Source organism: Epilithonimonas hungarica (assembly GCF_900102265.1).
Taxonomy (GTDB): Bacteria; Bacteroidota; Bacteroidia; order Flavobacteriales; family Weeksellaceae; genus Epilithonimonas; species Epilithonimonas hungarica.
Map to the genome: position 1 here is coordinate 1,113,633 of NZ_FNBH01000001.1, position 26,129 is coordinate 1,139,761.

At 36.3% G+C, this 26,129-nt stretch carries 25 protein-coding genes; 10 read left to right on the plus strand and 15 right to left on the minus strand.

Translation table 11 applies throughout. From position 1 onward, the window contains the following. The first annotated feature begins 270 nt into the window (after positions 1–270). Positions 271–1,902: a helix-turn-helix domain-containing protein gene (locus BLT30_RS05125; RefSeq protein WP_175487127.1), complete on the plus strand. Its 1,632-nt coding sequence runs from the start codon at positions 271–273 to the stop codon at positions 1,900–1,902. A 3-nt stretch (positions 1,903–1,905) separates the two neighbouring features. Here BLT30_RS05125 and BLT30_RS05130 read toward each other — a convergent pair whose 3' ends face one another. Beyond that, complete coding sequence (locus BLT30_RS05130) at positions 1,906–2,289, minus strand: DUF3037 domain-containing protein (protein ID WP_089872015.1); 384 nt, start codon at positions 2,287–2,289, stop codon at positions 1,906–1,908. Continuing rightward, a complete protein-coding gene (locus BLT30_RS05135; protein WP_089872017.1) occupies positions 2,267–3,055 on the minus strand; it encodes a HipA family kinase in 789 nt (262 codons plus the stop codon). The genes BLT30_RS05130 and BLT30_RS05135 overlap by 23 nt, the downstream gene beginning before the upstream one ends. Positions 3,056–3,328: 273 nt before the next feature. Here BLT30_RS05135 and BLT30_RS05140 point away from each other — a divergent pair, with 273 nt between their 5' ends. The 6 genes from BLT30_RS05140 (at position 3,329) to BLT30_RS05165 (ending at position 10,426) form a co-directional block, all read left to right on the plus strand. Continuing rightward, positions 3,329–4,945 carry a sensor histidine kinase gene (locus BLT30_RS05140; protein ID WP_089872019.1) on the plus strand — a complete coding sequence of 539 codons (1,617 nt, stop codon included), beginning with the start codon at positions 3,329–3,331 and terminating at the stop codon, positions 4,943–4,945. After that, positions 4,938–5,588, plus strand: a complete 651-nt coding sequence (locus BLT30_RS05145) for a response regulator transcription factor (RefSeq protein ID WP_089872021.1) — start codon at positions 4,938–4,940, stop codon at positions 5,586–5,588. The genes BLT30_RS05140 and BLT30_RS05145 overlap by 8 nt, the downstream gene beginning before the upstream one ends. Positions 5,589–5,713: 125 nt before the next feature. Continuing rightward, complete coding sequence (locus tag BLT30_RS05150; protein ID WP_089872023.1) at positions 5,714–8,344, plus strand: T9SS type A sorting domain-containing protein; 2,631 nt, start codon at positions 5,714–5,716, stop codon at positions 8,342–8,344. Positions 8,345–8,476: 132 nt separating this feature from the next. Next, entirely contained in the window at positions 8,477–9,412 is a 936-nt protein-coding gene (locus tag BLT30_RS05155; RefSeq protein ID WP_089872920.1) for an NAD(P)H-dependent flavin oxidoreductase, read from the plus strand. A gap of 147 nt (positions 9,413–9,559) precedes the next feature. After that, positions 9,560–9,988, plus strand: coding sequence for a DUF4268 domain-containing protein (locus BLT30_RS05160; RefSeq protein ID WP_089872025.1), 429 nt, complete (start codon positions 9,560–9,562; stop codon positions 9,986–9,988). 201 nt (positions 9,989–10,189) lie between these two features. After that, entirely contained in the window at positions 10,190–10,426 is a 237-nt protein-coding gene (locus BLT30_RS05165; protein ID WP_089872027.1) for a hypothetical protein, read from the plus strand. Here BLT30_RS05165 and pnuC read toward each other — a convergent pair. Then, entirely contained in the window at positions 10,412–11,074 is a 663-nt protein-coding gene (pnuC, locus tag BLT30_RS05170) for a nicotinamide riboside transporter PnuC (protein WP_089872029.1), read from the minus strand. The two genes, BLT30_RS05165 and pnuC, sit on opposite strands and share 15 nt — an antisense overlap. Before the next feature lie 182 nt (positions 11,075–11,256). Here pnuC and BLT30_RS05175 point away from each other — a divergent pair, with 182 nt between their 5' ends. The 3 genes from BLT30_RS05175 to BLT30_RS05185 all read left to right on the plus strand — a co-directional run bounded on the left by BLT30_RS05175 (position 11,257) and on the right by BLT30_RS05185 (position 14,878). Beyond that, positions 11,257–12,798, plus strand: a complete 1,542-nt coding sequence (locus tag BLT30_RS05175) for an APC family permease (RefSeq protein ID WP_245707114.1) — start codon at positions 11,257–11,259, stop codon at positions 12,796–12,798. A 251-nt stretch (positions 12,799–13,049) separates the two neighbouring features. Further along, positions 13,050–14,078 (plus strand): WD40/YVTN/BNR-like repeat-containing protein, encoded by a 1,029-nt coding sequence (locus BLT30_RS05180; RefSeq protein ID WP_245707115.1) that lies wholly within the window; start codon positions 13,050–13,052, stop codon positions 14,076–14,078. Between the two features lie 146 nt (positions 14,079–14,224). Then, on the plus strand, positions 14,225–14,878 hold the full coding sequence (locus tag BLT30_RS05185; RefSeq protein ID WP_089872031.1) for an HAD family hydrolase: 654 nt from the start codon (positions 14,225–14,227) through the stop codon (positions 14,876–14,878). Here BLT30_RS05185 and BLT30_RS05190 read toward each other — a convergent pair. From BLT30_RS05190 to BLT30_RS05245, 12 genes are all read right to left on the minus strand, one after another. Continuing rightward, positions 14,875–15,561: a DUF421 domain-containing protein gene (locus tag BLT30_RS05190; protein WP_089872033.1), complete on the minus strand. Its 687-nt coding sequence runs from the start codon at positions 15,559–15,561 to the stop codon at positions 14,875–14,877. The two genes, BLT30_RS05185 and BLT30_RS05190, sit on opposite strands and share 4 nt — an antisense overlap. Positions 15,562–15,612: 51 nt before the next feature. Further along, positions 15,613–16,254 (minus strand): 8-oxoguanine DNA glycosylase OGG fold protein, encoded by a 642-nt coding sequence (locus BLT30_RS05195; protein WP_089872035.1) that lies wholly within the window; start codon positions 16,252–16,254, stop codon positions 15,613–15,615. A 7-nt stretch (positions 16,255–16,261) separates the two neighbouring features. Further along, complete coding sequence (locus tag BLT30_RS05200; protein ID WP_089872037.1) at positions 16,262–17,443, minus strand: hypothetical protein; 1,182 nt, start codon at positions 17,441–17,443, stop codon at positions 16,262–16,264. Positions 17,444–17,528: 85 nt separating this feature from the next. Next, complete coding sequence (locus BLT30_RS05205) at positions 17,529–18,371, minus strand: type 1 glutamine amidotransferase (RefSeq protein ID WP_245707116.1); 843 nt, start codon at positions 18,369–18,371, stop codon at positions 17,529–17,531. A gap of 8 nt (positions 18,372–18,379) precedes the next feature. Continuing rightward, a complete protein-coding gene (locus BLT30_RS05210) occupies positions 18,380–18,673 on the minus strand; it encodes a type II toxin-antitoxin system RelE/ParE family toxin (RefSeq protein WP_089872039.1) in 294 nt (97 codons plus the stop codon). Further along, a complete protein-coding gene (locus tag BLT30_RS05215) occupies positions 18,664–18,894 on the minus strand; it encodes a hypothetical protein (RefSeq protein WP_089872041.1) in 231 nt (76 codons plus the stop codon). The genes BLT30_RS05210 and BLT30_RS05215 overlap by 10 nt, the downstream gene beginning before the upstream one ends. 75 nt (positions 18,895–18,969) lie before the next feature. Further along, positions 18,970–20,073: a carboxylate-amine ligase gene (locus BLT30_RS05220; RefSeq protein WP_089872043.1), complete on the minus strand. Its 1,104-nt coding sequence runs from the start codon at positions 20,071–20,073 to the stop codon at positions 18,970–18,972. 158 nt (positions 20,074–20,231) lie between these two features. Continuing rightward, the gene (locus BLT30_RS05225) at positions 20,232–21,182 is read right to left on the minus strand and encodes an ATP-grasp domain-containing protein (RefSeq protein WP_089872045.1); all 951 of its coding nucleotides are present in this window, start codon (positions 21,180–21,182) and stop codon (positions 20,232–20,234) included. 166 nt (positions 21,183–21,348) lie between these two features. Continuing rightward, entirely contained in the window at positions 21,349–22,062 is a 714-nt protein-coding gene (locus BLT30_RS05230) for an alpha/beta hydrolase-fold protein (RefSeq protein ID WP_089872047.1), read from the minus strand. A gap of 70 nt (positions 22,063–22,132) precedes the next feature. Further along, positions 22,133–23,344, minus strand: a complete 1,212-nt coding sequence (locus tag BLT30_RS05235) for an ATP-grasp domain-containing protein (protein WP_245707117.1) — start codon at positions 23,342–23,344, stop codon at positions 22,133–22,135. Between the two features lie 59 nt (positions 23,345–23,403). Then, positions 23,404–24,807: a M17 family metallopeptidase gene (locus tag BLT30_RS05240; RefSeq protein ID WP_089872049.1), complete on the minus strand. Its 1,404-nt coding sequence runs from the start codon at positions 24,805–24,807 to the stop codon at positions 23,404–23,406. Positions 24,808–24,860: 53 nt separating this feature from the next. Next, a complete protein-coding gene (locus BLT30_RS05245; protein WP_089872050.1) occupies positions 24,861–25,994 on the minus strand; it encodes an alpha/beta hydrolase-fold protein in 1,134 nt (377 codons plus the stop codon). Positions 25,995–26,129 lie beyond the last annotated feature (135 nt).

Consider the following 26,129-nt stretch of genomic DNA (forward strand, 5'->3'; position numbering starts at 1 on the left):
AATGTGTATTTTACAATTTAGTAATATTGATAATCAGTGTTTTTTTTATTTCTGTGCGTATTTTCGAGTGTGTAAAATGCGGAAATTATTCTATGTCTTTTTTTGTTTTTAATATTTCCGAATATTGTACTTTTAAGGTGCTTTAATAAGTTCTTTATATCAACGATGGTGTTTGTAATTTAAAATAAAAAATATCTCTTATCATTTTAAATTAATTGTTAATAATTATCTATGATTCTAAAATTATCCTTTCCAAAGTTTCATTCAAAAATGGGAAAAATCAGTAGTACAGGCTTTCAACGATTATCATATATATGTATATTTTTACTGTTTTTCTTTTTATCAATAATGATAAACGCAAATACCATTTTATGTCCAGGGAATGAGAAGGTCACAAAAATGATGGATAAGGCTATTTCTCTTAATAGTGATGGGAAAAGCAAAGAGGCGATTGACGTGCTTCAAAAGATTGTTAACTTTTCAAGATCGATAGGCTGTGAGAAAGGCGAATTAGTAGCCACCAAGAATATGATGCTTGTATTTTCTCAAACATATGATTATAAAAAAGCTTTGGAAATTTCTGATAGGGTTAGAGATTTGGCTCTCAACCAGAAGAATTATAAGATATTATCTACTTTATATGGAACCAGAGCCACTTTATATGAAAACCTTGGGCTAAATGAAGAAAGTCTGAAGGAGTATAAAAAGGCTTTAAAATATGCAATGCTTATTCCTAACGCCGATACAAGGTATTATGAGGTTTCTTTGATATATTATAATTTGACCCCGTTTTATCAGGGCCGGGATAATGGTAAAGTTTTATACTATTTAGAAAAAAGTAAGGAGGAAGTTCAGAAGGTCAGCGACAATAATGAAGAAGTCTCCTTAAATAAAAAAATAGATATGCTGATCTCTGTAAATATGAATCTGGGCATATACTACAGGGATCAAAAAAATAAGAATAAAGATATAAAATTATCCGAGTTTTATTTCATGGAGGCATTAAGACAACTTGACAATTCTAAAGGTGAAATAAACCCTGATACAAAAATAGACTTGTACCAAGCCCTTCAAGAATTTTATCAAGAAAAAAAAGATTATAAAAAAGCGATAGGGTATGGGGAGGATATGCTTGTAATGGAAAGGTCCAATAGTATGCCCTATAACAGAAGGGTGGCATATATGGTTTTGGCAAAATCTTATTTGGGCATTGGTGACAGCAGGACCTCAAAAAAATATCTTGACCTTTTCACAAAATTGAATGACAGTATCCTAACAATAGAAAAAGAAGCCGTTGAAGCGCCTGTGAAAAAAATAATCTCCGAAAACAAGACAGATGGTGAAAAAAGAATTAAAAACATCATTTCTATTTCCTCTGGAATTCTTATGTTCTTTATTGTCATTATTATTGGAATGCTATTTTATCGAAAAAGAAGTAATATGATAGTCCACAAAAAATATGAACAGATTATTGAACAACTAAAAAAAGGTACAATACAGAATATAAGACAGGTTCCTTCCTCTGTCCAAAATAACATTTCTAGTGACACGGAAAGAAAAATACTATCGAAGCTTGAAGAATTTGAGGCTTCGGGCAAATTTCTTGAAAAAGATGTTACACTTGGTTTTCTTGCCAATCAGTTCGGTACCAATACGAAATATCTGTCAGAGGTCATTAATAAGAATAGGTCCCAAAAATTCAGCAACTATATCAATAGCTTACGGATTGACTATATAGTACACAAATTGTATAATGAACCTAAATACAGAGAGTATAAGATCAGTTATCTGGCAGAAGAAAGTGGATTTGCCTCGCCTCAGGTATTCATTATGGCCTTCAAGAAGGTCTATGATGTGACACCTTTCTATTTTATTCAGAATCTTAAAAAAGATCAGATATGATTGTTATAATACCAGTTCCTCAAACAATCTCTCAAAAGTCTTCTCCAGATCTTGGCTGGATCCGGGATGCGGGCGCGAGGTCTGTATGATGCTGCTTTTCACTGCTGTCAACCAACGGAAGCGTTCCGGAATATCAAGCTGTGCGATAGAACCCGCAGACTTTTCGCCCTTTGCGATCTTTTCAAAGGATTCCAGATGTTTTTGGACTTCATCATATTCCGTTTTGGAATGCATCAACCGGAACTTGTCCTCACAAAGATGGATTTTAACCTTGATGAATTTTTCTCTCTTGGAGAACATGATCAGACCAACGTTGAAGAACTCCTCACGTTCAGGCTTTGGGACCAGGCGGATCACTGCATACTCATATAACTTTTGCTCTTGCATTTTTGGCTTCGTTTAAAAAGTTATCGGAATTGGCTAATCGTCTGGTAAGAAACTGGAAATAGACTTCTTTGATCTCTTCGGGAGAAAGTTCTGTATCGTTCCATAGTAACCAATCGGTCGGGATCAGTTCTACGATTTCTCTTAGGATTTCATCTGTCAAAATAGCTTTGAATCTTTCATTCGCAATATCCAATTCGGAAGCTTGGGGCAGCAGAACGTGATCTTTTATCATTGCAAATGGGCTTACGGCATTCTTCTCCCAATTGTCCCAGGAATGGTGAAAGTAGAGAGAGGCACCATTGTCGATCAGCCACAATTCTTTATGCCACATCAGCATGTTGGTATTACGAAAAGTTCTATCGATGTTGGTAAGGAAGGCATCCAGCCATACTATTTCTGATGCGGTTTTCGGATCGATCTTTACTGCTCCCGGATCATAGGTGATTGCTCCGGAAAGATAATGTAAAGCAAGGTTGAGTCCACAGCTGTTCTTTAGTAGGTCCTGTATTTCCTCATCAGCTTCAGCACGGCCAAAATCTACAGAAAGATTGGCAAATACCAACTCCGGGATACGGAAGCCCAAAACCTGGGATATCTTTCCACCGATCAATTCAGAGATCAAAGCTTTCACGCCATGTCCCGCACCACGGAATTTCAACACATATTTGAAGTCGTCATCCGCTTCTGCCAAAGCAGGTAGAGATCCACCTTCCCGCAGAGGAAGTATGTATCGTGTGACTGTGACTGTTCTTAGAGATAGGTCCAATTGTAATTTTTTTGTAAAAATAAGTATTTATGCAGATTTTTAATAATTATTTGTCCCGCTAATGGATACAGAACAGGAAACCGTGGTTTCAGAACATTTTTGTTTTTGAATTGAGATAAAGATTTATATTTGATCCTGGGTAGAAGTGGGTTGATATTCAGTAGGATCGGGCGTTATATTTTATTCTATCTTTGTTAGGCGGTGAGAATTTATTTTAGTCTTTTTCTGGGTCTTATTCACGTTTTTTGTTTCGGGCAAGATTCCTTTCGGGCATTGGAAAAAGATCTTGATGGTAGGATTCGGAATTCAGATTATAAATCTGCATTGGAGATCATTGATCAAAACAGAGAGAAGTATAATGATGCTGAAAAGACAAAGCTTGATGTTCAGAAAGTAAAGGTACTGACAGAACTGGGACTTTATGATGAGGCCTTCAAACTTTCTCAATATCTCATCAATTCCAAACTAACGCCGGAACAACAACTGAAGATCCTCATAGAAAGGGAACTGATCTTTGAGATCAATGATGATGAAAGGTCCAGCAAGGAAGAAATTGATAAGGCTGAAAAATTATTTATAAAACATCCGGAACTTAAACCAAAAAATTATACACATTTTCTCATTAGAAAATCATCTTATTACAGGGTAAATGGACATAGGAAAATAGCTTTTGAAATTGCCAATGAAGCCAAAAGGTATGCACTCCAGGTAAATGACCAAGCCAATCTTCCCGATGTCGAGTTGATCCTTGGTCTTGGGAACCGAAATGATCCAAAGAAAAGATTGCAGCATTTCCAACGTGCGCTTTATCTTTACAAAAGGCTTCATCATAACGAGGCGATCAACTCGATGTACAACAATATTGCGTTTTTCTATATTTCGAACAAAGATTTTAAAATCGCCAATATCTATGCGGATTCTGCGATTGCCAATTCATCCAGATCGAATGTACTGAACTATAAAGGCGACATCTTCCAACGGAAAAGTGAGATCATGGAAAAGCTGAACAAACCAGATTCGGCTTTGCATTATTATAAGATTGCGTCGGATTTTTATCGGCAATTCAATAATGAACAGAGAAATTTGAAGGTCAGGGAGTTGGCGATTCAATATGATTTTGATAAAGAAAGATCGGAGAAGGAATTGCTTGAAAAGAATATCGAAGGAACCAGAAAGCTTAATGTTACATTATTTATTTCTGTTTTCGTTTTGGCGATTTTTCTTTGGCTGATTCTTAAAAACAAAAAGAGGATAGAGGTCCAGAAACAGGAGATCTCCGATAATAATATTGCCTTGAAAACCAATCTGGAGGAAAAACAATTCCTGGTTCAGGAACTGAATCATCGTGTGAAAAATAATCTGGCGGTGATCCTCAGTTTAATTGATTTCCAGAAAAGCCAGGCAGAAAATTTTGACTATAGAAATAGATTTGAAGACCTTCATCAGCGTATCAAAACGATCATGATCGCGCACGAACTGTATTCTTACAGCGTGAATCATAATGATAATGCCCTGATCGACGCCAAAGGTTACACGGATAAGATCTTTGAAACACATCAAAACAGCTCCGGAAGAGAGATTGAATATAAAACCGATGTTGAAAATATTTTTCTTAAAGTTGATAAAGCATTGCCTCTTGGATTGATTCTGAATGAATTGATCACCAATTCTATCAAACACGCCAAAAATGATTCATTAATATTGAGTTTGAAATTAAATCTAATTGATGATAATATTGAATTGTCGTACTCAGATAACGGAACGGTTTTCGAGTTCGAAAATAACAAGGATTCTCTCGGGATTTTGATTATCGAAGGAATGGTAAAGCAGCTGAAAGGAAGCTACACAAGAGAAAACGCCAATTACAAAATCGTATTTCACAATGACTGAACATAGAAGCAGAATACTGATAGTAGAAGATGAGGTCTTGATCGCGTTCTCTGTCAAAAGGACGTTGGAAACCTATTTTTTACCCGAGATTGCCAATGATTATGAAGAGGCGAAACTGCTTTTGTCACACAAAATATTCGATCTTGTCTTGATAGATATCTCGCTTTCCGGAGAAAAGACAGGTCTTGATCTGGCGCAATTTATCAATGATAATATTTCCATTCCTTTCATTTTTACAACAGCTCTCACAGATCCAGGCACGCTAGAAAAAGTCACAAATCTGAAACCTTCGGCATATCTCTCAAAACCTGTGGAAAGCGTGAACCTGATAACGGCGATCAATCTTGCTTTAGCGAATCAGGATAATATTTTCAAGATAGAGATCGGGAAGCAGGTCTATTATTTCCAGTCCAAAGATTTTCTTTTTGCAGAAGCTGACCACATCTATGTAGAGATCTGTTTGAAGTCCGGCAAAAACCAAATATTGAGAACGACAATGTCTTATCTGGAAGAGGTTTTTCCTTCAAAATATTTCAAACGTATCAACAGAAGTATTGCGGTCAATCCTTATCATATTACGAAGATCGTGAATGATAAATTATATATCGAGGACCGGGTTTTCAAGATTTCCAAACATTTCTAGATCCATTTAAGAACAAAAACTTTGGGTTTCAGAACATTTTTTCTGATAGGAAAATAGTGGTTTCTAATTTTAATGGACGAACGACAAATCGCTTGTCATTCAATTCTATCTATTAAAATGAAATTATGAAAACACTTCGACTTCTTTTCGCATTTTTGTTTATCTCCAGTTTGATAAATGCCCAGCAATACCAGACGATCGCAATCCAAAGTGGATTCAATGCAGATGTTGTTGCAAACGGGACTGGTCCTGCAAATAGCTCTACTAATAATAATGTGGATGGCGATGGGGCTAATGTAGGTTTTGCGTTTGTTTCAAGGGATTATAAACTGGCGGCTACAAGCACATTTTATAATTTTGGGTTGCCAACCAATGGACTTATCAATTCCGCTGTCGGTTCTACAAATGGTTTGACTTATCAACTGCATTCTTATGATAGTAATAATGTTTTGCGTCTTGGCAACAATACGCCAGGCACACTTACGTTTACGACACCAGTTCCCGCTGTCACACTTTATATGTTGGCAACAAGTGGCAATGGAAATAGTTTTATAAATGTTGTAGTGAACTTTTCTGATAACACAGCACAGACATTCAACAATGTTACTATTTATGATTGGTACAATTGGGGTGGCTATGCAATCGGTGGAATTGGAAGAATTAATATTGCGAATAATAACCTGGAGTCAGATATTTATAATAATCCTAGAATTTATCAGATTCCCTTGGCCATCAATGTTGGTAATCAGTCAAAAACTATAAAAAGTGTCACGATCACAAAAAGTTCCGGTGAAGGGATCCCTAATGTTTTTGCGTTTTCTGCTGATGTATATAGCGCTTGTAAACTGGTAACTGATATTACTTCTTCTACAACGACGACTACGGCTACGTTAAGCTGGACTGCACCTTCGGAAGCTCCTTCTGCGGGTTATCAATATTATTACAGCAGGTCATCCGTTGCTCCTACAGATGAAACGGAGCCTTCCGGAAGTGTTGTTGCGGGACAAACGTCGGTGTCGCTTAGTGATCTGATTATGGGAGAAACTTATTATTTCTGGGTGAGGTCCGATTGTGGGACAACAAAAGGTTTGTGGAGCAAGAAAGAATTTGCGACCGTGTTTACTTCTGCTCAGATTGTTCCGGATTCCAATGGTCGGGTTTATGTCAACGTGAATGCGAGTGGTGGAAGTGGAACCGGGATTTCTTGGGCGAATGCCGTTAAGCGTCTTGTACCCGTAATTTCGGCTGCTAATTCTAATAATAATATTAAAGAAATTTGGGTTGCAAAAGGAACCTACTATCCATCCTTGACTTCCAATAGGGACGACTTCTTATATGTCACACGTAATGACCTGAAAATCTATGGCGGATTTACAGGAACAGAAACTTCTCTGAATCAAAGAGATGCTGAAACTAATGAGACGATCCTTAGCGGAAATATTGGCAATCCAAATTCTGCAACGGATAACAGTTATCATATTATGGTTATTGATGCTTATAACAATCCTATAGATAACTCTACGCAGATCGATGGCTTCACTTTTCAGGATGGTAATGCTAATGAAGGAGGCCTTCTTAATAATTATTTTCCAAGATATTCTGGTAGTGCTATTTTGGTTTATCCTTCTGTTGATGACAATGCTCCATTGATTTCTAATAATATATTCAGAAATAATGCTCAGTTTCAGATCGGTGCTTTATCTATTGATGGCAATACTTTGGGAACCAGTGTTGCAAGAGTTGAAAATTGTGAATTTTATAATAATTATTCAAAATTTGCAGGGGGTGCAATAGGTGTTTTTAATCATCTGGGAGCACAGAATGTTGAGATCAAGGACTGTCTTTTCGAAGGTAATATAGTAGATAATGCTTCGCAAGGTGGTAATAATGGAGGAGCTGGTGCTGCAGTATTTGTTATTAATGGAAGTAATGTAACCATTAATAGAAGCAAGTTTGTTAATAATAGAATAGGAAACTATACTCAATATGCGGGTGCGTACAAAGGAACAGCGATTGCTTCCACATTAGGGTCCAAAGTGACTTTGGTCAACAGTTTGATCTATTCTGATGAGACCTATGTCCCGCTTTTCAATAATAGTTCTACTTTTAATATCATAAATTCCACGATTTACAATCCGGATGGCGGAACACTTTTGACAACTCAGACTCCGGTTCTCAATTCGATACAGAATTCGATTCTTTGGATGGGTGGTAATTCTGTGAATGCCATAGATGGTTCCGGAACGACTGTGACAGCGAATAATTCCATTATTCTTCCGAAATATAACGTGACTCTGGCTGGCGCTAATCATTACACGTCAGACCCATTGTTCAAAAATATTATTGCAGGAGATTTTTCATTACAACCTTCCAGTAATGGAATTAACAAAGGGAATAATAGCTTTTATGATACTGTAAAATTCGGGAGCTCTGACCTTTCTGGCAATAGTAGAATAGAAGAAACGACGATCGATATTGGTGCATTCGAGAAGCAGCCAACTTTATCAGCTTCAAATATTGGTAAAACCCAGAACATCTTTATCTATCCAAATCCTGTAAAAGATATTTTGAATTTTACTTCCCATGAAAAAATTCTAAAAATAGAGATCATATCAATGGATGGTAGAAAAATGATCGAGAAAAATATGAATAACGAGAAAAAGCTGAACGTTCAAAATCTTCAAAAAGGGCTATACCTGATCAATGTTTTTACCGATAAAGTAACGCAAACGATCAAATTCATTAAAGATCGATGATCTTTTCATATCAAAGAAAACCTGCTATTTTGCAGGTTTTTTTATTTTTAGGAAATGAATTGTTATTTTTGAAAAAAATAAAAAATGTCCAGTTTCATAGATTTTGGAATTGCCCAAAAACAATACAACAGAATGAATAGAATCACTCAGCTTTTCGGCACCAAATATCCAATCGTTCAGGGCGGGATGATCTGGCATTCCGGATGGCGACTGGCTTCTGCTGTTTCCAACAATGGAGGATTGGGACTTATCGGTTCTGCAAGTATGTATCCTGATGTCTTAAGGGAAAATATCAGAAAATGTAAAGAAGCTACGGATAAACCTTTCGGGGTCAATGTGGCGTTGCTTTATCCAAATCTTGAAGAGATCATCAATATCATTTTGGAAGAAGGTGTGAAAATCGTTTTTACATCGGCAGGAAATCCAAAGACTTATACTGAGAACTTAAAAAAAGAAGGTATCAAAGTCGCTCACGTTGTTTCAAGTGTGAAGTTTGCTGTGAAATCTCAGGAAGCTGGTGTAGATGCAGTTGTAGCAGAAGGTTTTGAAGCAGGCGGACATAATGGACGAGATGAAACAACAACACTTTGTCTAATTCCTAATGTCAGAAAGCATATCGATATTCCTTTGATCGCGGCTGGTGGAATAGGATTGGGAAGCCAGATGAGAGCGGCAATGACTTTGGGCGCGGACGGCGTTCAGATCGGTTCCCGTTTTGCGGCGACAATTGAAGCTAGTTCTCATGATAATTTCAAAAATAAAATCATTGAACTGAAAGAAGGTGATACACAATTAACGTTAAAAGAATTGGCGCCAGTTCGATTGGTTAAAAATAAATTTTTCCACGATTTGGAAGGTTTGTATGAAACAGGCAGGAATGTCGAAGCTTTGAAAGAAACTCTGGGAAGAGCCCGTGCAAAACGCGGAATGTTCGAAGGTGACCTGGTTGAAGGCGAGCTGGAAATCGGACAGGTCTCTGCTTTGATCGATGAAATTCTGCCTGTTGAAAAAGTCTTTGAAAACCTGATCAAAGAATTCAACGAAGCGAAAATAGATCTGAGTTTGTAAAAAACAAGTCAAAAGTAAAAAAATCAGAATTTGAAAGGCTTTGAGGGTCTCAGCCTGACAACGCTTAAACCAAAATTCCCAGGTCTCATAACAACAAGGAATTGCTCATTATTTATAATTCATCATTAATCATTTATATTTAACATCGTGTTTTCTAAACAAGAAGCTCAACAATTGAAAACAGAATTCTGGACCGCTTTCGGAAAATCTTTTCCGAGAAAGTGGTTGTTGTATGATACCAAGATCAAAGATTTCTCCTTCAAGTTCTATGCAGATAACAAAAAAGCTGAGGTTTCTCTGGATATCGAGATGAAAGATGAGCTGTTCCGCAATGCGTATTACGAGAAGATCTGGTCTTTGGAATCAATTTTAGAGGAAGAGATCGGAGAATTTACAAAAGATGAATTTTATGTTTTGGAAAATGGGAAAGTCATCAGTAGAATTTGGGTCGATAAATTCGGCGTAAGTATTTTCAACAAACAGACTTGGCCGGATATCTTCGAATTCTTTGTGGAAAAAATGGATGGTTTTGAGAGATTCTTCTACGAGTACGAGGATTTTATAAAAGACGTTTAATAAATAAATTTCTGAACACAATATCCACAAAGACTTTTCATAATAGTTGTCTATATTTTTAAGTTCACAAAGGTGTAAAACTTAAAAATGACCACAAAGTCTTATTTAAACGAAGTGGCTTAGTGAACTTATAAATAAAATTATTAAAAAACTTAGTGTGCTTCGTGTTCAAAAGCCAGCATAATAAATTTAAAATAAGAAATGAAAAACATTACAATAAAAGCCAATGATTTTTTTGAATTACTGAAGTTGAAAGACCAATCGATGTGGGATATATTTGCACAAATGATTGATGGCGAGGAGAAGGAGATTGTTTTCCTGAATGATAATAAAGAATATATATTCCATTATGTTCTTCCGACATCTGTAGAGAAGCTGTATGAAGATAAAGAACTCTTTGCTAAAGAATATGCGGAGAAATTATCAGGACTTAACTAAGTTTTTCTTCCATTCCATATAACCGATGATCGCCATTGCAGTGAATACGAAATATTGTAATCCTGTCAATGCGAGCCCTTTATAGAACATCATTGGAACACAGACGATGTCAGCGACAATCCAAAAGATCCAGTTCTCCAGATTTCGTTTGGCCATAAAATACATTCCGACGAGAAATAAAGAAGTCGTGACAATATCTGTGTAATTCGCCCAATCCAGATGATAAAGTCCCAGTTTTACATCTTGCATGGAAAACTGATTATCAATAAAAGGTTTGAAATAGTATATCAATCCAACAAAAATTAAACTTCCTGCAAAAAGAATACTACCGACTTTCCAGTCATTCTGGCTTGCTGTTTTAACTTCTACATGGATGTGGTCTTCGGCGTGTTTTGCCCAGAGGATCCAGCCATAGATACTCATTGCGGTATAATATACATTGATCAGCATGTCACCTAAAAGTCCAAAAACAAACATGATGTATATGAAAAGCACAGTGGAGATAATTCCCGTGGGATAAACCCAAATATTTTTTTTAATAGAAAAGTAAACGCTTAGTAAACCAAATATGACTGCAATAACCTCAAAAATAATAAGATATGTTGCGTAAGAACTGTATTGGGCAGTAAGGGTTTCAAGAAAATTCATATCATCAAAGATAATTATTAATGTTCAAAAATCGAGTTGCTTATTAATAATTAATACAGATAAGTAAAATAAATTAGTTAAAAAATGTTAAGGATGATATTTTTTTAATATTTTCGTAATTCAAAAATAAATATAGAAGAAAAGCCCCCTTTAAATTTTTGGGGATAAAAAAATTTTAAATTATGGCAAACATTTGGATTAAGAAGCCAATGGAAGCGTATGAAGCGGACATCAAAAAGAGTCAGCTGAAGCGTGTATTGGGAAAATGGAGTTTAACAGCTATCGGGATTGGTGCCATCATTGGAGGTGGTATTTTTGTTTTAACGGGTACAGGTGCTTATTATAACGCTGGTCCTGCTTTGGCACTTTCTTTTGTCATCGCTGGGATTGCCTGTGTTTTTGCAGCATTATGTTATGCAGAATTCGCATCCATACTCCCGGTAGAAGGTTCGGCTTACGCTTATGCTTATGGAACAGTAGGAGAGATCTTTGCGTGGATCATTGGTTGGGGACTGATTCTGGAATATGCAATGGGTTCTATGACAGTAGCAGTTTCTTGGTCCGGATACTTTGGGAAATTACTTAAGATGTTTGGGCTGCATTTACCAGCTTGGCTAACGACTGACCCACAAACTTATATCGCTGCAGGTAATTCTGGATTTTCTATGAATTTACCTGCTTTTTTAATTGTATGGGTCGTGATCGGGATTCTTTTGAGAGGAACAAAGGGCGCAGCAAAAGCTAATAATTTCATTGTGATTATGAAAGTGTCTGCCATTATTTTCGTAATTGTTGCGGGAGTATTTTTCATCAATCCGGAAAACTGGACTCCATTTATTCCTGCAGCGACAACGATTACAGAAAATGGCGTTTCACATCCGGCCTATGGTTATGCCGGAGTTGTTGCTGGGGCATCAGCGATTTTCTTTGCTTATGTAGGATTCGATGCCGTTTCTACACAGGCTGGGGAAGCAATTAATCCTAAAAAGGATGTGCCGTTTGCGATCATTGCATCATTGGTTATTTGTACAGTTCTATACATTTTGGTATCATTGATCCTTACCGGAATGATGCATTACACAGACTTCAATCCACTAGGAAAATATCCGGATGCGATCAAAGCGCCGGTTGCTTACGCATTCGATATTGCAGGGCAAGCTTGGGCAGGTTACATCATTACGATTGCTGCAACAGTTGGTTTGATCTCAGTATTGATGGTAATGATCATGGGACAGTCCAGGATATTCTTGGGAATGTCAAAAGACGGTTTGATCCCAAAAACTTTTGCCAAAGTTAACCCGCTTACAGGCGTTCCCTCTAAAAACTTGATAATTTTAGGAGGTGTCATTTCAGTGATCGCATCTTTCACACCAATTAATGATTTGGCGCATATGACAAGTTTTGGAACCTTGTTCGCCTTTACAATGGTTTGTGTAGCGGTTTGGGTTTTGAGAGTGAAAGAGCCTGGTCTACAGAGAAACTTCAAAGTTCCCGCATTGCCGTTAATTGCAGTCTTAGGGATCGCGATCAACATCTACCTGATCATCAACCTGAGCAAAGAAGCGCAAATGTATTCATTAGGTTGGTTGGTCATTGGATTCTTCATTTATTTCCTGTACAGTAAGAAGAACTCGAAACTTCAGAACGGAGGATTCGGGGAAACTTTTAAAGCAGAACAAGAACCTTTGCAAGACGTTGACATCGATATCGACAACAAACAGTAACAATATGAATTCCGCATCTTTTGCGGAATTTTTTTTGGAGCTTGATCCCGCTATCCGCTGTATCTTTTCCTTTTTTGCAAAAAAAGAAAAAGGATGCCGCTACTATCGGGGCTATGGGATCAACATTCCAGTAAGGTCATGTATCATCCAGACAAGCCCTGCAAATAGATCAAAATACGATTTAGTATTGAGATGCCACGCTGAGGCTTCTCGAAACATTAATATTTTAAAAGTTTCCTTAATTTTATAAAATGAAAAAACTAATACTATTTTCACTAACGGTCATTTCATCATTTGTACTATCCCAGAGATTCACAATCGATACATTGCTGACGGATCAGATCAGCATCCGGGCCATCCAGCTCTGGGATGGAAAAGTTTGGTATGCAGGAACGGATTCTAAATTTGGTTATGTCAACATAAAAGATAGGTCAGACAAAAAACAAATTACACTTTCTGATAAAAAGTTGCAATTCAGGACACTTGCTCAAAATAAAAGAAGTTTCTATGCTATTAATATAGAAAGTCCAGCATATTTTTTTCAAATAAATAAAAAAACATTAAAATCTAAAGTTGTATTCAATGATAATGATGCTACAGCTTTTTATGACGCATTCAAGTTTGTCGATAATGACTTTGGAATTGCATTCAGTGACCCGACCAATAGTCAGCGGTTAAATATCTCTCAGACCCGAGATGGCGGTTCGAAATGGATCCATTGTAATGATTGTAAAGATTTCCCTTATTTAGAAAAAGGAGAGGCTGCCTTTGCTGCGAGTAATACCAATATTGCAGGTGTCGGAAATTTTATTTGGATCGCAACCGGAGGTTCAAAATCCAGAATCTACAGGATGAAAAACAAAGACTGCAATTGGAAGGTTTTCGAAACAACATTTATTCAGGGAACATCTTCACAAGGAATTTATTCTATAGATTTTCTTGATGAAAATTTTGGGATTGCAGTGGGTGGAGATTACACAAAACAATCCGACAACGTCAATAATATTGCTACAACTAATGACGGTGGACAAACCTGGCAGATACAAGCCAGCGGAAAAAATACTGGTTATATGACGTGTGTCAAATTTCGTCCAAAAACCAAAGGAAAGGAGATTGTTGCAGTTGGTGACCAACATATCAGTTTTTCATCTGACTATGGGAAAACCTGGACAAAGATCTCCGATGAAAAAAATCTCTACACCTGCGAATGGCTCAATCATGATACTTTGATCCTTGCAGGAAAAAACAAGATCATCAAATTGGATTTTCTGAACAATTAGATTTCTTTGATGGGTTTTAAACCTTTTATCAATTTATTATTTATTTTCAATAATGTAAAAATAGATTTGCGTTAAAGCAAGCATTTATTGAATCATAAAGTAAAACATAATCCCTATTTTTGCACCGAAATTAATGGAATTGACGGATGAAAAACACGGTTATTTTTGATATGGACGGCGTGATTGTAGATACAGAACCACTTCATAAAAAAGCTTATTATCAGCATTTTAAAGAATTGGACATCGATGTGGATGCAGAACTGTTCTCAAGATTCACAGGCAAATCTACCCGAAACGTCTATCAGATGATCAAAGAGATTTTCGGGATAGATACCAATGTTGAAGAACTGATCCAAAGAAAAAGAACCCTTTTTTACAACTTATTCGATTCTGACCCAGCTTTGAAATTGTTAGATGGAGTAGAAGTGTTGATTAAGAATCTCTATTCTGCCAATTTCCAGTTGATATTAGCATCTTCAGCCGCCAGATCTACAATTGACAGAGTTTTCAAACGTTTCAATCTGTTTCCGTTTTTCTCACATCTTGTAAGTGGGGAAGATTTTCCAGAATCCAAACCGAATCCAGCTATCTTCATAGAAGCCCAAAGGCTTTCAGGAAATGATAAATCAAACTGCATTGTTATAGAGGACAGTACAAATGGGATCCAAGCCGCCAATGCTGCCGAAATTTTTTGTGTTGGTTACAAAAGTGAGAACAGCAAGAATCAGAATTACAAAACTGCAGATTTGGTCATTCATCATTTTGATGAACTGAAAGTCGAAGAGTTGGAACTGATCTAAGATATCCTTTTTTTGTTGGAGGATTCTACCCATTCATCATTTTTACAGACTTTACAATTGCCATGTTCTCCGGTTTTGAATTCTTGCGTGTAACCACAAAATGTACAGGAATAGTGAGTGTCTTTAGCAAATGTTTTAAACGGTTTTTCCAAAGAATTCGGCAATATCGGTAAACCATATTTTACTTCGGCATTATCGTAATAAAATACACTTATTTCGCCGGAAATTTCCTCAATTGCTTTTTCAACCTGGCCAAGCTGAGAAACACCTTTCAGTCTCAACTCAGCAAAGAATTCGTCTTCTCCAAGAGATTCTTTCTTGAAATCATCAATACAAAAAACACCATCCTGAATCAGGCAAATCGGTTTGCCTTCAACCAGTTTCTCAAATTTTTTGCTTTTGCCAATAAAGTATGTAATTATAGTGTACAAGCTAATGATCATTGTGAAAACAACAATCGCTGGCATTATTCCGACATCTTTGTAGAACATCGGGTCGCCAGCAGCAGAACCGAGCCCGATAATCACAACAAGCTCAAAAACTGATAATTGTTTCACACCTCGTTTTCCCAAAAGCCGAAGTCCGAAAATGATAACGAAGAACATTATTCCAGTCCTGAGAACCGTTTCCAGAAGGAAGTTCCAATCTTCGGAACCGAGTAGAATTTGCTTAAAATAGAACATAGTTTTTTTATCGCTATGTCCAAAAAATGCGCCAGATAAAATTTATGGGATTTAAAAAGACTGATTAAATAAAAACATTTCTAAAGCTTCTGCAGAAACATTATTCTCTTTAGCTACTTTATGTATTAGAAGGTTGTATTTATTATAATGAATATATTTATTTGAGGGTTTTATGTCCAATATTTCGAAAATTTCTTCAGGACAGTTTAATTTCACTAAGGATTTTGCAACTCTAATATCATATATTAAACAATAAGATTGATGATTCTGAGCTCGAGATGCAAAATATAAAAGTTTAGAAATATAACTAATATTTAACCCTTTTATTTTTTGCAATTCTTTGTAAGCATTTTCAATTTGATTATTAGCAACAAACTGAAATGAATTCTCTATAAATTTTTTGTGATTATCCTGTGAGTAATAATTATTTGTTCTATATGTTCCATATCCAGTATCACCAAATCCCCAAACCATTGTTAGTCCAAAAGGGACACTAAAATGTACTTTTCCAATATAATAGTTTTTGAAACTTTCAATTACCGCTTTCCTACTTACAGGTTTGTTTTCAAAATCAAAAAGATATTTTTTTAAATCTTCATTAAGATTATTCCAAACTGTACTTTTATATTCGAATTTTGATTCTTCTAAAGGATTTAATTTACCTATAATTTCGATATAATTGTTTATTTTCATTGTAAAGTTATTTCTCAAAAAACGCCATAGAACTCCCGATCCAGATTGCATCTTTCTTGTTGAAATCTACATTCACCATTGCAGCTTTGGTCATTCTTACAAGATTCACAAGAAGTTCGGGATTTTCTTCTTCTGGATTCCACGCAAAAAGTAAACGGATCTCAGCTTTGGAAAATTGTCCATTGATGTCTTCAAAAAGTGGTACGTAATTTACTTTTCTTTGAAGGATGTAATTTTCTTTATCTTCAATTTGATTGATGATTTCTGGAGTTGGATCGAGATTCACGCCGCTTCCTGCAAAGGAAAAAAGAGGCTTTAAAACGAAATTTTCCAATTGTTCTGCTTTAGGGAAATCTGGCAAGAAATAACTCTTAGGAACAAATTCGTGTTTCAGTTTTGGAAGAATGTATTTTGAGATTTTGAAAAACCAATTCGGATGCGTGATCCATTCGACATCAATTTCTTCTCGGAAATCAAATTCAGTTTCCAAACCTTCGATCTTATCCAGTTCATCAAAGATCACACGATTATAGATTCTATTAATAGGAATCAATTTTCCATCATTTTCATAGAATAACTTTTTGTCTTCCTTTTTGATTTTCGTCAAGCAAACCGTTTTGATGCCAAGATATTGTTCAGTCAGGACAAAATCAATTGCTGTTTTTTGTTTTTCAGGATAGATTTCCAATAGAATCACATTTTCAGGATTTTCGTTTCCAACGATAACCTGTTTCAGTTTTTGAATGTATTCATCTTTCGGAAGTGAGTTTTTCAATTCGTCCAGAAAAGGATGAACCTCGGTAATCACTTCTTCAAACAACTTTTGAAATCCGAACAAACTCGGAAAAGCCTGCAATTCTATCAACTGCGGAATTACATTTCCATTTTCATCCTGACAAATTCCAAAATCAATCGCTACAAAATGTGGTTTTTTGGTGTCATTCGGGACATTACAATTCGCAGGAATTGCTTTGCTGAGCTCTTCATCAGACATTTCTTTGATTTGCGAAATAATAGACTGAGAAGCATCTTCCAGTTTTTGCTGGAAATCTTTGGTTAAGAAAATCGGACTTTCAGAAAGTCGAAACGCGGCTTCGTTACCGCATTTCTCTTTTATCAATTCGTTGACTTTTTGATATTTTTCCTGAGAAAATTCTCCGTTGAATTGAGTTCTGTATTTTGGAATCATAGTTGCGTTTTTTGGAAGTTATTAGTAAAATGTGAGAAGTAAGAAAGAAGAAGAAAAACATTCACTTTTCTTCTCACATTTCACTTCAATGAAATTCTAAGTTCTTGGTGATTTGTTCAGAAGCCAGTTGTAAAAACCTTGGAACGATTTGCGCTCTGGTCAATACGATTTTGTCATCATCGTCCATTCTGTCAATCGTTTCTAGATATTTTTCCATCCCGAAAGTTTCAATCATCGCTGTTTTATTTTTTTCGTCCTCCAGATTTTTGATGAAACCAAGCGGGTCAGCTTCCGGATGAAACTGCGTTCCAAAAATCTCATCAGAAAAACGAACGGCCATCATAGCTCTTTCCAAATGAACCGTTGGGCGGATTTTCTCCAAAGCCACGATTTTCATTCCCAGCTCATCCAGTCGTTCCTGGTTTGGCTCAATACATTGATAAGCTCTGGAATCTACGCCGTAGAAAGGGTCGGCCAGATTTTTAAATAAAAATTCCGTTTCGCCGTCTTCCGATTTATGAATTGGCATCACACCAAATGAATACGATTTTCTTTTGCAGACATTCGCAATTCCGAAATGAATCACCGCCAATTGGAAAGAATGGCAAACCAAAAACAGATATTTTTTCTGCTCATTGGTTTTATTATGCTCCCATATTTGCGTCAGAAAATCAGCAAATTTCTGTTCCCATTCATAACCTTCACGATGTGGATTTCCTGGTCCTCCGGAAGAGATGAAAATGTCAAAATCTTCAATATTTGGCATTTCATTTTTATAACGAACATCAAAAAGCTCCACGGAAACATCGTATTCCGACTGCTCCTGAAACGCTTTCGATAGCTCTTTTATGTTTCTCATCCCTTGATTTGGATGATTATTGTTCATATCAAGAAGTGCAATTCTTACATCATTTTTACTCATATTCATAATTGTCTTTAATAAATTGATTTTTGCTTACCGTCTCTGAAATTAATTATTACAATTTGTTTCTTTTTCGGATTTATTTTGTAAACGATATAGTTATTTTCATCAACCATTCCTTTATGCAGATGTTTGAATCTAATAGTTTTAGGATATAGACTTGGCTGTAATTTGATTCGTTCAATGAATTTATGGATATTGTCTTCCAATCGCAGAATTTCCTTTTTTGTCCAATTTGATTTTAGATATTCAATTGTTTTGAAAAGCCCTTTTTCTGCACGATTTGTCCAGACGATTTCTATTTCCATTCATTAAACAATTTCATCACATCTTGATGTGACTTTACTTGCCCGTTTTCAGTTTCTTTCAGTCCCAGTTCAATATCTTGATGCTCTTCTTCATTCATTTCTTCCCACCAATCTTGAGAAGATTCTTTCTGAAAAATATCTTTTATCTTTTCAAGGACACTTTCTTTCTGAGTATTTAAAAGAAGTTTCATTAGTTCCAATTTGGTTGTTTCAATGTTCATAACCAATTCTTTTTGCAAATTTACAAAATTGAAAATATTTCTTTAATTTATTAAATTACAGAATAAAATTAATAATTACAAAAGCCCTTTCTCTGTCTCATAGATCATGTAATCCACGACTTTCTTCATATCACCGCCGCTTTCGTGAAAAACTTTCAATTGTCTGTCGGCGCCCGTTCCGTTTTTGACGATTTCTCTTGCGTATTCAACTTCTTTTCTACAACCTAGATTATCAACAACATCATCAATAAAAAGTAATAATTCTTCCAAAAGGTCACGATATGGAACACTTGCTTCTTTCCCGAAATCAATTAGATGTGCATCGATTCCATCTTTGGAAGCACGCCATTTGTTTTCTGTCAGCAGAAGTCTTCTGTAGCTTCTGTAGCTTGTGTTTTGCTGGTGCATTTTATAAACCTTCGCAACCAAAGACTGCATAATTGCTGCCAGACAAACAGTTTCATCAATTGTCAAAGGCATATCACAAATCCTAAATTCAATCGTAGGATAGAATGGATGAACTCTCAAATCCCACCAGATTTTCTTCGCATTATCAATCGTTCCGGTTTTTACCATCAGATTGACATAAGCATCAAATTCCGCCACACTACTGAAATAACTTGGTAATCCCGTTCTTGGGAATTTAGCAAAAACTTCCTGTCTGTAAGATTTGAAACCAGTCAATCGTCCAACCCAAAACGGAGAATTAGTTGATAAGGCGTAAACGTGAGGCAAAAAGTAACGCATCACATTCTGGATTCTGATGCCTTCTTCACGGTCAGGAATCCCAATATGAACGTGCAAACCGAAAATCAGATTCGACCTTGCAACGTCGCCCATATCACTCACGATTTTATCATAACGGGCATCTTTGGTAATGATATTATCTTTCCAGTGCGAAAATGGATGTGTTCCGCCTCCCGAAACTCGCAACCCTTGGTCGTGAGCCGTTTTTACGAGATGTCTTCTGAGGTCTGTCAATTCCTGGCGCGCCTGTTGGATATTTTCACAGATGCCTGTTTCCATTTCAACAACAGATTCGTGCATCTCGTGTTTTAAGTTTTCGCTTAGAACGGCTTTTCCTCCTTCAATGATTTTGGAAACGTGAGAGACCAGATCGCGGCTTTCCGCATCTATGATCTGGTATTCTTCTTCCACACCTATTGTGAATTTGTGCATATTTTTTCTTTGTGTTTGTAAATTAAAGTTAGTAATAGTTAGTTTAACAGTGAATTACACGCAGCCCGACCTGAGTGGAGCTCTTTTTCTTTTTTTGATAAAAAAGAAAAAAGCGGGAACGGAGGGCGGATTAAGCTGCCATAAATATTATTATTTTTTTAAAGCTGATTGGTTACAAATTTTCCCCAATCGATATTGATTTTTCCAGGCTTATAATCTTTTGCTTTTTCAATTGCCAGCTTTGCAGCGTGTTCTACAATCCATTGGAAATTTTCTTCTCCAACGGAGTTTCTGTCCGCATCAGGAGCCGGATTACAGAAATCAATCGCATAAGGAATCCCGTCTCTTACAGCAAATTCAACAGTGTTAAAATCGTAGCCCAAGGCTTCGTTCATTTTAATTGTATAATCTGTAATGGTTTTTAATAGTTTTTCGAGTTCCTTTCCTCCGGTTTGATGCGTTGTTGCATATCTCAAATGGTGCGGATTTCTTGGTTCATAAGGCATAATGTGAACGTATTTTCTGCCTAGACAATACACTCTGTAATAATCCTCGAAAACAATTTCTTCCTGAACCATCATTACCAATTGTTCTGTCTCAGAGTGTTTTGCCCACATATCTTCAGGGCTTTCAACTCGATAGACATTTCTCCAGCCACCACCGTCGTGAGGTTTCATATAAGCCGGAAATCCGATATAATTGAAAATATATTCCCAATCGTGAGGGAATTTCAAGTTTCTGAATGAGGTTTCCGAAGTATTGGTTGGTCTTTCGTGAGAAGGTAGCAAAACGGTTTTCGGCAACGGAATCCCTATTTTTGACATCAATGCATTATTGAAGAATTTCTCATCTGCACTCCACCAAAATGGATTATTGATAACGTAAGTTCCGTTAACAGCCGCATTTTTAAGATAAGCTCTGTAGAAAGGTACGTCTTGTGAAATCCTGTCGATAATCACGGCATAACCATAATCAGCACCTTGTTCCAGTTTATCGATTTGGACAGGTTCTGCAATATATTCTCCTTTGCCCAGTTCATTGACTTTATCAATAAAAGCCCAAGGAAAAGTGTCTTCCATCCCGAATAAAATTCCAATTTTTTTTGCCATAATTTTGTTTTTTAAGGTCGGAAGACGGATGTCCGAAGTCCGAAGTTTGTATGTTTATTTTATTAATTTAAAATTATTTGCCTCGCTGATTAAGCAAATTACGCAGATTTTTCATAATTATATATTTGCTAGATCAATAAAATCTGCGAGAGATTTATTTTAAAATTTACCCGAAAAATCTTCCAATAAATTTTGGGAAAACCATTCTCCACAATGGCCAGTCGTGGTTTATCCATTTTTGCTCATCATACCAGTGATTGATTCCTTTTTCCGTTAAGATACCTGCCATTTTTCTTGTTGGTTCCAAGCAGATATCCTGGTCGGATGTGCTGAGGACGATGTGCATATGTTTGTATCGCCAAGCAGCATCGTGCTTTACAAATTCGTCAGGGCAATTGAAGTAGATCAGATCATTATCATAACCATCCATAAAACTTCGTATAGAAAATGCGCCCGACAAACAGAAAAGATGCGAAACCAGATCCGGAAATCTAAATGCAAAATTAGCTGCGTGATAACCTCCGAAACTTGCACCTGCAACAGCTACACGATGTGTGTTATGAGTTCTTTGGATATAAGGAATGAATTCCTGAACCAAAAACTGAACATACATTTCATAATTTCTGATTCTTTCGTAAGGTGAAATCCCTTTGTCATAAAAACTGAATTTATCAATTGTTTGAACATTGAATAATTTCAAAATTCCATTGTCTGTGAAGTGCGAAATGCTTCCGTTCAAATGGAAATCGGCATTCTGAGTATAAGAACCCTGAGAAGTCGGGAACATAATGATCGGATATCCGAAATGTCCTGTGACTTCGACCTGAAGGCTCATTCCAAGAATGTGTGAATAATAATCTGTATGTGTTATTTGTGGCATCTTTTTATAGTTGATAGATGGTAATTTATAATTGATTTTTTGTCAGTCTGAGGTTCTCGAAGACAAAAATCTAACTCGTTGGTTTATCTTTTGGTGGAAGAATATTCAGAATCTGTTCTGTGACAACTTCTGCTGCTTGGTCCAATCTTTCCTCGATGATATCTGCAGTTTTTGCCTTGTAAACAATCCCTATATGATAATCGATTGGTAAGAACTTTTCCACTTCGTCACTTTGTAAATTCTGAGTATCAGGATGTTTATCTTTTGCTAATGCTACAATCAATCCACCAAATAAATTCTGAGTTTCTTTAACCGAATATTGAGTTCCGTCTAAAAGAGCATTTTCCAATTTTGCCCATTCTCTCCAGATATTGACTCCGGTTGCAGCTTCCACCATATCAGGAATATGAGCACCACCAACTCTGGAAGACGTTTCAAGGAAATAATACCGTCCGTCAGTTCCTCTGATATATTCGCTGTGAGTTGCGCCGTTTTGGATTCCGAATTTGTCCAGAACTTGTTTGTTAATTTCGTTTAAGCCTTTTGCTTCTTCTGAATTTTTATCCAAAGTTTTGGTGCGGAAAACACCACCTTCATGAGAAACTTTCATCGGAGGAGAAAGATATTTTGAAAAGCAGGAAAACACAATTTCTTTATTGTAAACCAGACAATCCACGTGATAAACATCGCCTGGCTTGAAAGATTCTAAAAGAAATTTGTAACGTTCATCACCAAGATTTTCCACAGCCGGCCAAAGTTCTTCGGCTGAATTGATTTTTTTGATTCCGCTGGCTGAAGCTTCGGAACGAGGTTTCAATACCCAAGGTCCGGGAACATCTTGTGTGAATTGATGCAATTTCGCATCATTGAAAATCGAGGAAAACTCTGGTACAGAAATTCCGTTGTCTTTTGCCTGTTGGCGCATTGCCAATTTATCTCTGAAATAACGATGCGTTGTCTGCCCCATTCCAGGAATACGATAAGTTTCGCGAATCATCGCTGCTTTTTCCACATCGAAATCATCTAATGCGATCACAGCATCGATCTGATGATTTTTCATCAAATATGCGAATCCCTGAACCAAATGGTCAAGATTCCAAACCGAAGGTTCTAGCTCTGGCATATAATAAACTTCATCGATAGCGTGCCAAGGCCAAGGTCTTTCCTTCAGGTTTTCCGAAGTGATGAGAATGACTTTGTTCCCGATTTTTTTGCACTCGTCCATAAAATCGTAACCTTTGTAATAACAGGAGATACAGACAATCGTTTTTTCCATATTCATTTTCAAAATTGTATTGTGTAGAAAGTAAAATGTATAAAGATTTACTTCTTTAATCTAGTCTAATAATTTTCAATTAAATCTAACAAGAGTTGAACGCCATAACCTGTCGCCGCTTTATCTTTGGCATAACCAACATTTCCAAAAGCAACGCCGGCAATATCAAGATGTGCCCAATTTGGATGTTCTTCTATAAACTGTTCCAAAAATTTTCCAGCAATAATGCAGTCACCAAATGGTTTCATCGAGATGTTTTTGAAATCAGCAACATCTGAAGTGAAATCATCTTTCCAAATATCCCAAAGTGGGAGATTCCAAAGTCTTTGGTTGGTTTTATCCGCAGATTTTTCCAGTTTGATTTTCAAATCATTATTGTTCGAGAAATAAGCTCCACAAGTGTATCCGAACATTCTGACCGAACTTCCCGTAAGCGTTGCCAAATCTATCAGAACATCAGTTTTGTAATTTTTTGATAAGTATGAAAGTCCGTCTGCCAAAGTCATTCTTCCTTCTGCATCGGTGTTCAGGACTTCGATTGTTTTTCCGTTGTAAGCTGTCACAACATCGCTCGGTAAATATGCATTTTCCGAAACTGCATTATCCGTGATCGGAAGAATAGCGATGATATTAACAGGAAGTTTCAATTCCGAAGCTGTGATCAAAGCTCCGATAACTGCGCTTGCTCCGCCCATATCGCTTTTCATATAATGCATATTATCAGACGGTTTGATGGAAATTCCGCCTGTGTCGAACAAAACGCACTTTCCAACTAATCCAAAGGTTTTTGCGTTATCTTTTTCGCAATTGTATTCTAAAATCGTGAAAGATGCCTCCTGCGAACTTCCTTGATTCACAGCGACAAACGCTCCCAAACCTTCTTTTATTGATTCTTCTCTGTTGAATGATTTATATTTTAATCCATATCTATCTGCGGTCGATTTCAAAAAATCTGAAATCTGATTCACTTTTTTGTGATTGGCTGGTTTATTCAGCCATTCCATTCCGGCAAATTGTCCGTTGCAAAGTGCTTCTGTTTTCAAGGCTAGATCTTTTCCTTCTTCCTCAGAAATATTTTCAAAATGAAGTTCAAAATTCTCCTGCCAAAACGGATGCGATTTTTCAAAAGGGTAGAGGTACGTTCCCAAGAATAAACCTTTTACAAATTCTTCCGTCAAATTCAATCTTAACTTTGAATGAACCGAAGTTGGAACCGCCTGCAGATTTTTTTTGTAATCATTAGCAAATTTGTTGGCGATAGCTTGAATCTCGAATCCTTTTGAATCTTTTCCAATTCCAATGAAGAAATCAAATTTATCAGACTGAGTTTTGATGAAAACTTCATTCTTTTTCCCATTGAAGAATAGTTCAACATTCGGATGCGAACTTTTTTCCTGTTCCCAATCATCTTCGCTGAACAGATATATGTTTTGAGTTGTTGATTCTTTCTTATTGTAAATTTTGATCATAATTTTTATAAGTTTTGGCTAAAGCCAAATACAATATTTAATTCTTCATCAGGCTAAAGCCCGACGCTATTGATGTCATTTTCTAATTCATTTTTGGCTTTCACAGGACTTTCGAGACTATCTATGTAAAGCCATTCTACTGCTCTTGGAAATTCCTGGGACCAGAAAAATTCCTGATGCGTTCCTTTGTCGCTGATGTTGGTCCTGACTTCAAAATCAAATGATTTCTGAGCTGTCAATTTTTTCAAAGCTTTTTCAAATAATCTGATTCTTCCTACCATTCGGGAGCCTTCTAATCTTCCGCCGTAGAGATAAACTTTGATCTTGTAAGGATTCGTGAAGTTTATCATCGGGAAATCATTTTCAGGCTCAACCCAAAGCGACGGCGAAAAAATCAATAATTTGGAATAGACTTCCGGATAAAGAAATCCCCCATAAATGCTAATCAATCCACCCAAAGAACTTCCGCCAATTCCTGTGTTTTCCCTATCTTTTTTAGTTCTGTAATTTTTGTCAATCCAAGGTTTCAAAGTGTCTGTGATGAATCTTAGATATTTTTTTCCTTCTGCATTTTTCGTTACATCTTCATTATCGAAAATATATTCCTTGATTCTGTCATCATTGCCATGTTCAACAGCTATTACGATCAGATCGCCGCGACCATATTCTGCCAGCAGGGATAATTTTTTATCAATTTCCCAATTCCCGTAAGCCGAACCTTCATTGAACAAATTCTGTGCATCCTGAAGATACAAAACCGGATAACTCTTCTCTGAACCGTAATAATCATAAGGCAAAAGTGCCCATACTTTCCTTGTCTTATCGAGTTGAGGAATATAAAATTCTTCATCCACCAATTCTACAATCGGGAAAAATTCCTGCTTGAAAGGTCCCCAATTCAGTCTCCATTTTTCAACCGAATCCTGTGTTTTCTTTTCCTCCTTTCTTATTTTTCTGTTCGGTGTGATGTTGTCATATTTGTCAATCTCTACGTTTTCCCAACCGCCTTTTGTGAATTTATATTCGATTTCATCATTTAAAATTTCGTCGGGAATATTGATGAAATAATTATCCTCATTCAATTTTTCCAATTCAAACTTTGAATCTTTCGGATTCCATTTGTTAAAATTCCCGGTAACGAAAATCGGTCGGTCATCATTGTCTTCTGATGTCAGAAAAAACTCCATTCTATTTTAATTCTCTTATTTCTTATAAATTTATAAAATTATTTCAATTGATGAAAAAATGTTGAGTATTTTTCTCTTAAAATTTGAGTTTATTAATGAATATTAATCTAATTTTAAAAATCATTGAATTAATGA

What these genes read in the sequence shown, in the direction of transcription:
- BLT30_RS05235 (WP_245707117.1), bottom strand. Translation starts at nt 23,344, where the DNA reads ATGAATATGGAAAAAACGATTGTCTGTATCTCCTGTTATTACAAAGGT.
- BLT30_RS05165 (WP_089872027.1), top strand. Translation starts at nt 10,190, where the DNA reads ATGAAAAACATTACAATAAAAGCCAATGATTTTTTTGAATTACTGAAG.
- BLT30_RS05225 (WP_089872045.1), bottom strand. Translation starts at nt 21,182, where the DNA reads ATGGCAAAAAAAATTGGAATTTTATTCGGGATGGAAGACACTTTTCCT.
- BLT30_RS05155 (WP_089872920.1), top strand. Translation starts at nt 8,477, where the DNA reads ATGAATAGAATCACTCAGCTTTTCGGCACCAAATATCCAATCGTTCAG.
- BLT30_RS05205 (WP_245707116.1), bottom strand. Translation starts at nt 18,371, where the DNA reads ATGAATATGAGTAAAAATGATGTAAGAATTGCACTTCTTGATATGAAC.
- BLT30_RS05200 (WP_089872037.1), bottom strand. Translation starts at nt 17,443, where the DNA reads ATGATTCCAAAATACAGAACTCAATTCAACGGAGAATTTTCTCAGGAA.
- BLT30_RS05185 (WP_089872031.1), top strand. Translation starts at nt 14,225, where the DNA reads ATGAAAAACACGGTTATTTTTGATATGGACGGCGTGATTGTAGATACA.
- BLT30_RS05145 (WP_089872021.1), top strand. Translation starts at nt 4,938, where the DNA reads ATGACTGAACATAGAAGCAGAATACTGATAGTAGAAGATGAGGTCTTG.
- BLT30_RS05190 (WP_089872033.1), bottom strand. Translation starts at nt 15,561, where the DNA reads ATGTTCTATTTTAAGCAAATTCTACTCGGTTCCGAAGATTGGAACTTC.
- BLT30_RS05220 (WP_089872043.1), bottom strand. Translation starts at nt 20,073, where the DNA reads ATGCACAAATTCACAATAGGTGTGGAAGAAGAATACCAGATCATAGAT.
- BLT30_RS05180 (WP_245707115.1), top strand. Translation starts at nt 13,050, where the DNA reads ATGAAAAAACTAATACTATTTTCACTAACGGTCATTTCATCATTTGTA.
- BLT30_RS05240 (WP_089872049.1), bottom strand. Translation starts at nt 24,807, where the DNA reads ATGATCAAAATTTACAATAAGAAAGAATCAACAACTCAAAACATATAT.
- BLT30_RS05125 (WP_175487127.1), top strand. Translation starts at nt 271, where the DNA reads ATGGGAAAAATCAGTAGTACAGGCTTTCAACGATTATCATATATATGT.
- BLT30_RS05150 (WP_089872023.1), top strand. Translation starts at nt 5,714, where the DNA reads ATGAAAACACTTCGACTTCTTTTCGCATTTTTGTTTATCTCCAGTTTG.
- BLT30_RS05210 (WP_089872039.1), bottom strand. Translation starts at nt 18,673, where the DNA reads ATGGAAATAGAAATCGTCTGGACAAATCGTGCAGAAAAAGGGCTTTTC.
- BLT30_RS05245 (WP_089872050.1), bottom strand. Translation starts at nt 25,994, where the DNA reads ATGGAGTTTTTTCTGACATCAGAAGACAATGATGACCGACCGATTTTC.
- BLT30_RS05215 (WP_089872041.1), bottom strand. Translation starts at nt 18,894, where the DNA reads ATGAACATTGAAACAACCAAATTGGAACTAATGAAACTTCTTTTAAAT.
- pnuC (WP_089872029.1), bottom strand. Translation starts at nt 11,074, where the DNA reads ATGAATTTTCTTGAAACCCTTACTGCCCAATACAGTTCTTACGCAACA.
- BLT30_RS05195 (WP_089872035.1), bottom strand. Translation starts at nt 16,254, where the DNA reads ATGAAAATAAACAATTATATCGAAATTATAGGTAAATTAAATCCTTTA.
- BLT30_RS05130 (WP_089872015.1), bottom strand. Translation starts at nt 2,289, where the DNA reads ATGCAAGAGCAAAAGTTATATGAGTATGCAGTGATCCGCCTGGTCCCA.
- BLT30_RS05230 (WP_089872047.1), bottom strand. Translation starts at nt 22,062, where the DNA reads ATGCCACAAATAACACATACAGATTATTATTCACACATTCTTGGAATG.
- BLT30_RS05175 (WP_245707114.1), top strand. Translation starts at nt 11,257, where the DNA reads ATGGCAAACATTTGGATTAAGAAGCCAATGGAAGCGTATGAAGCGGAC.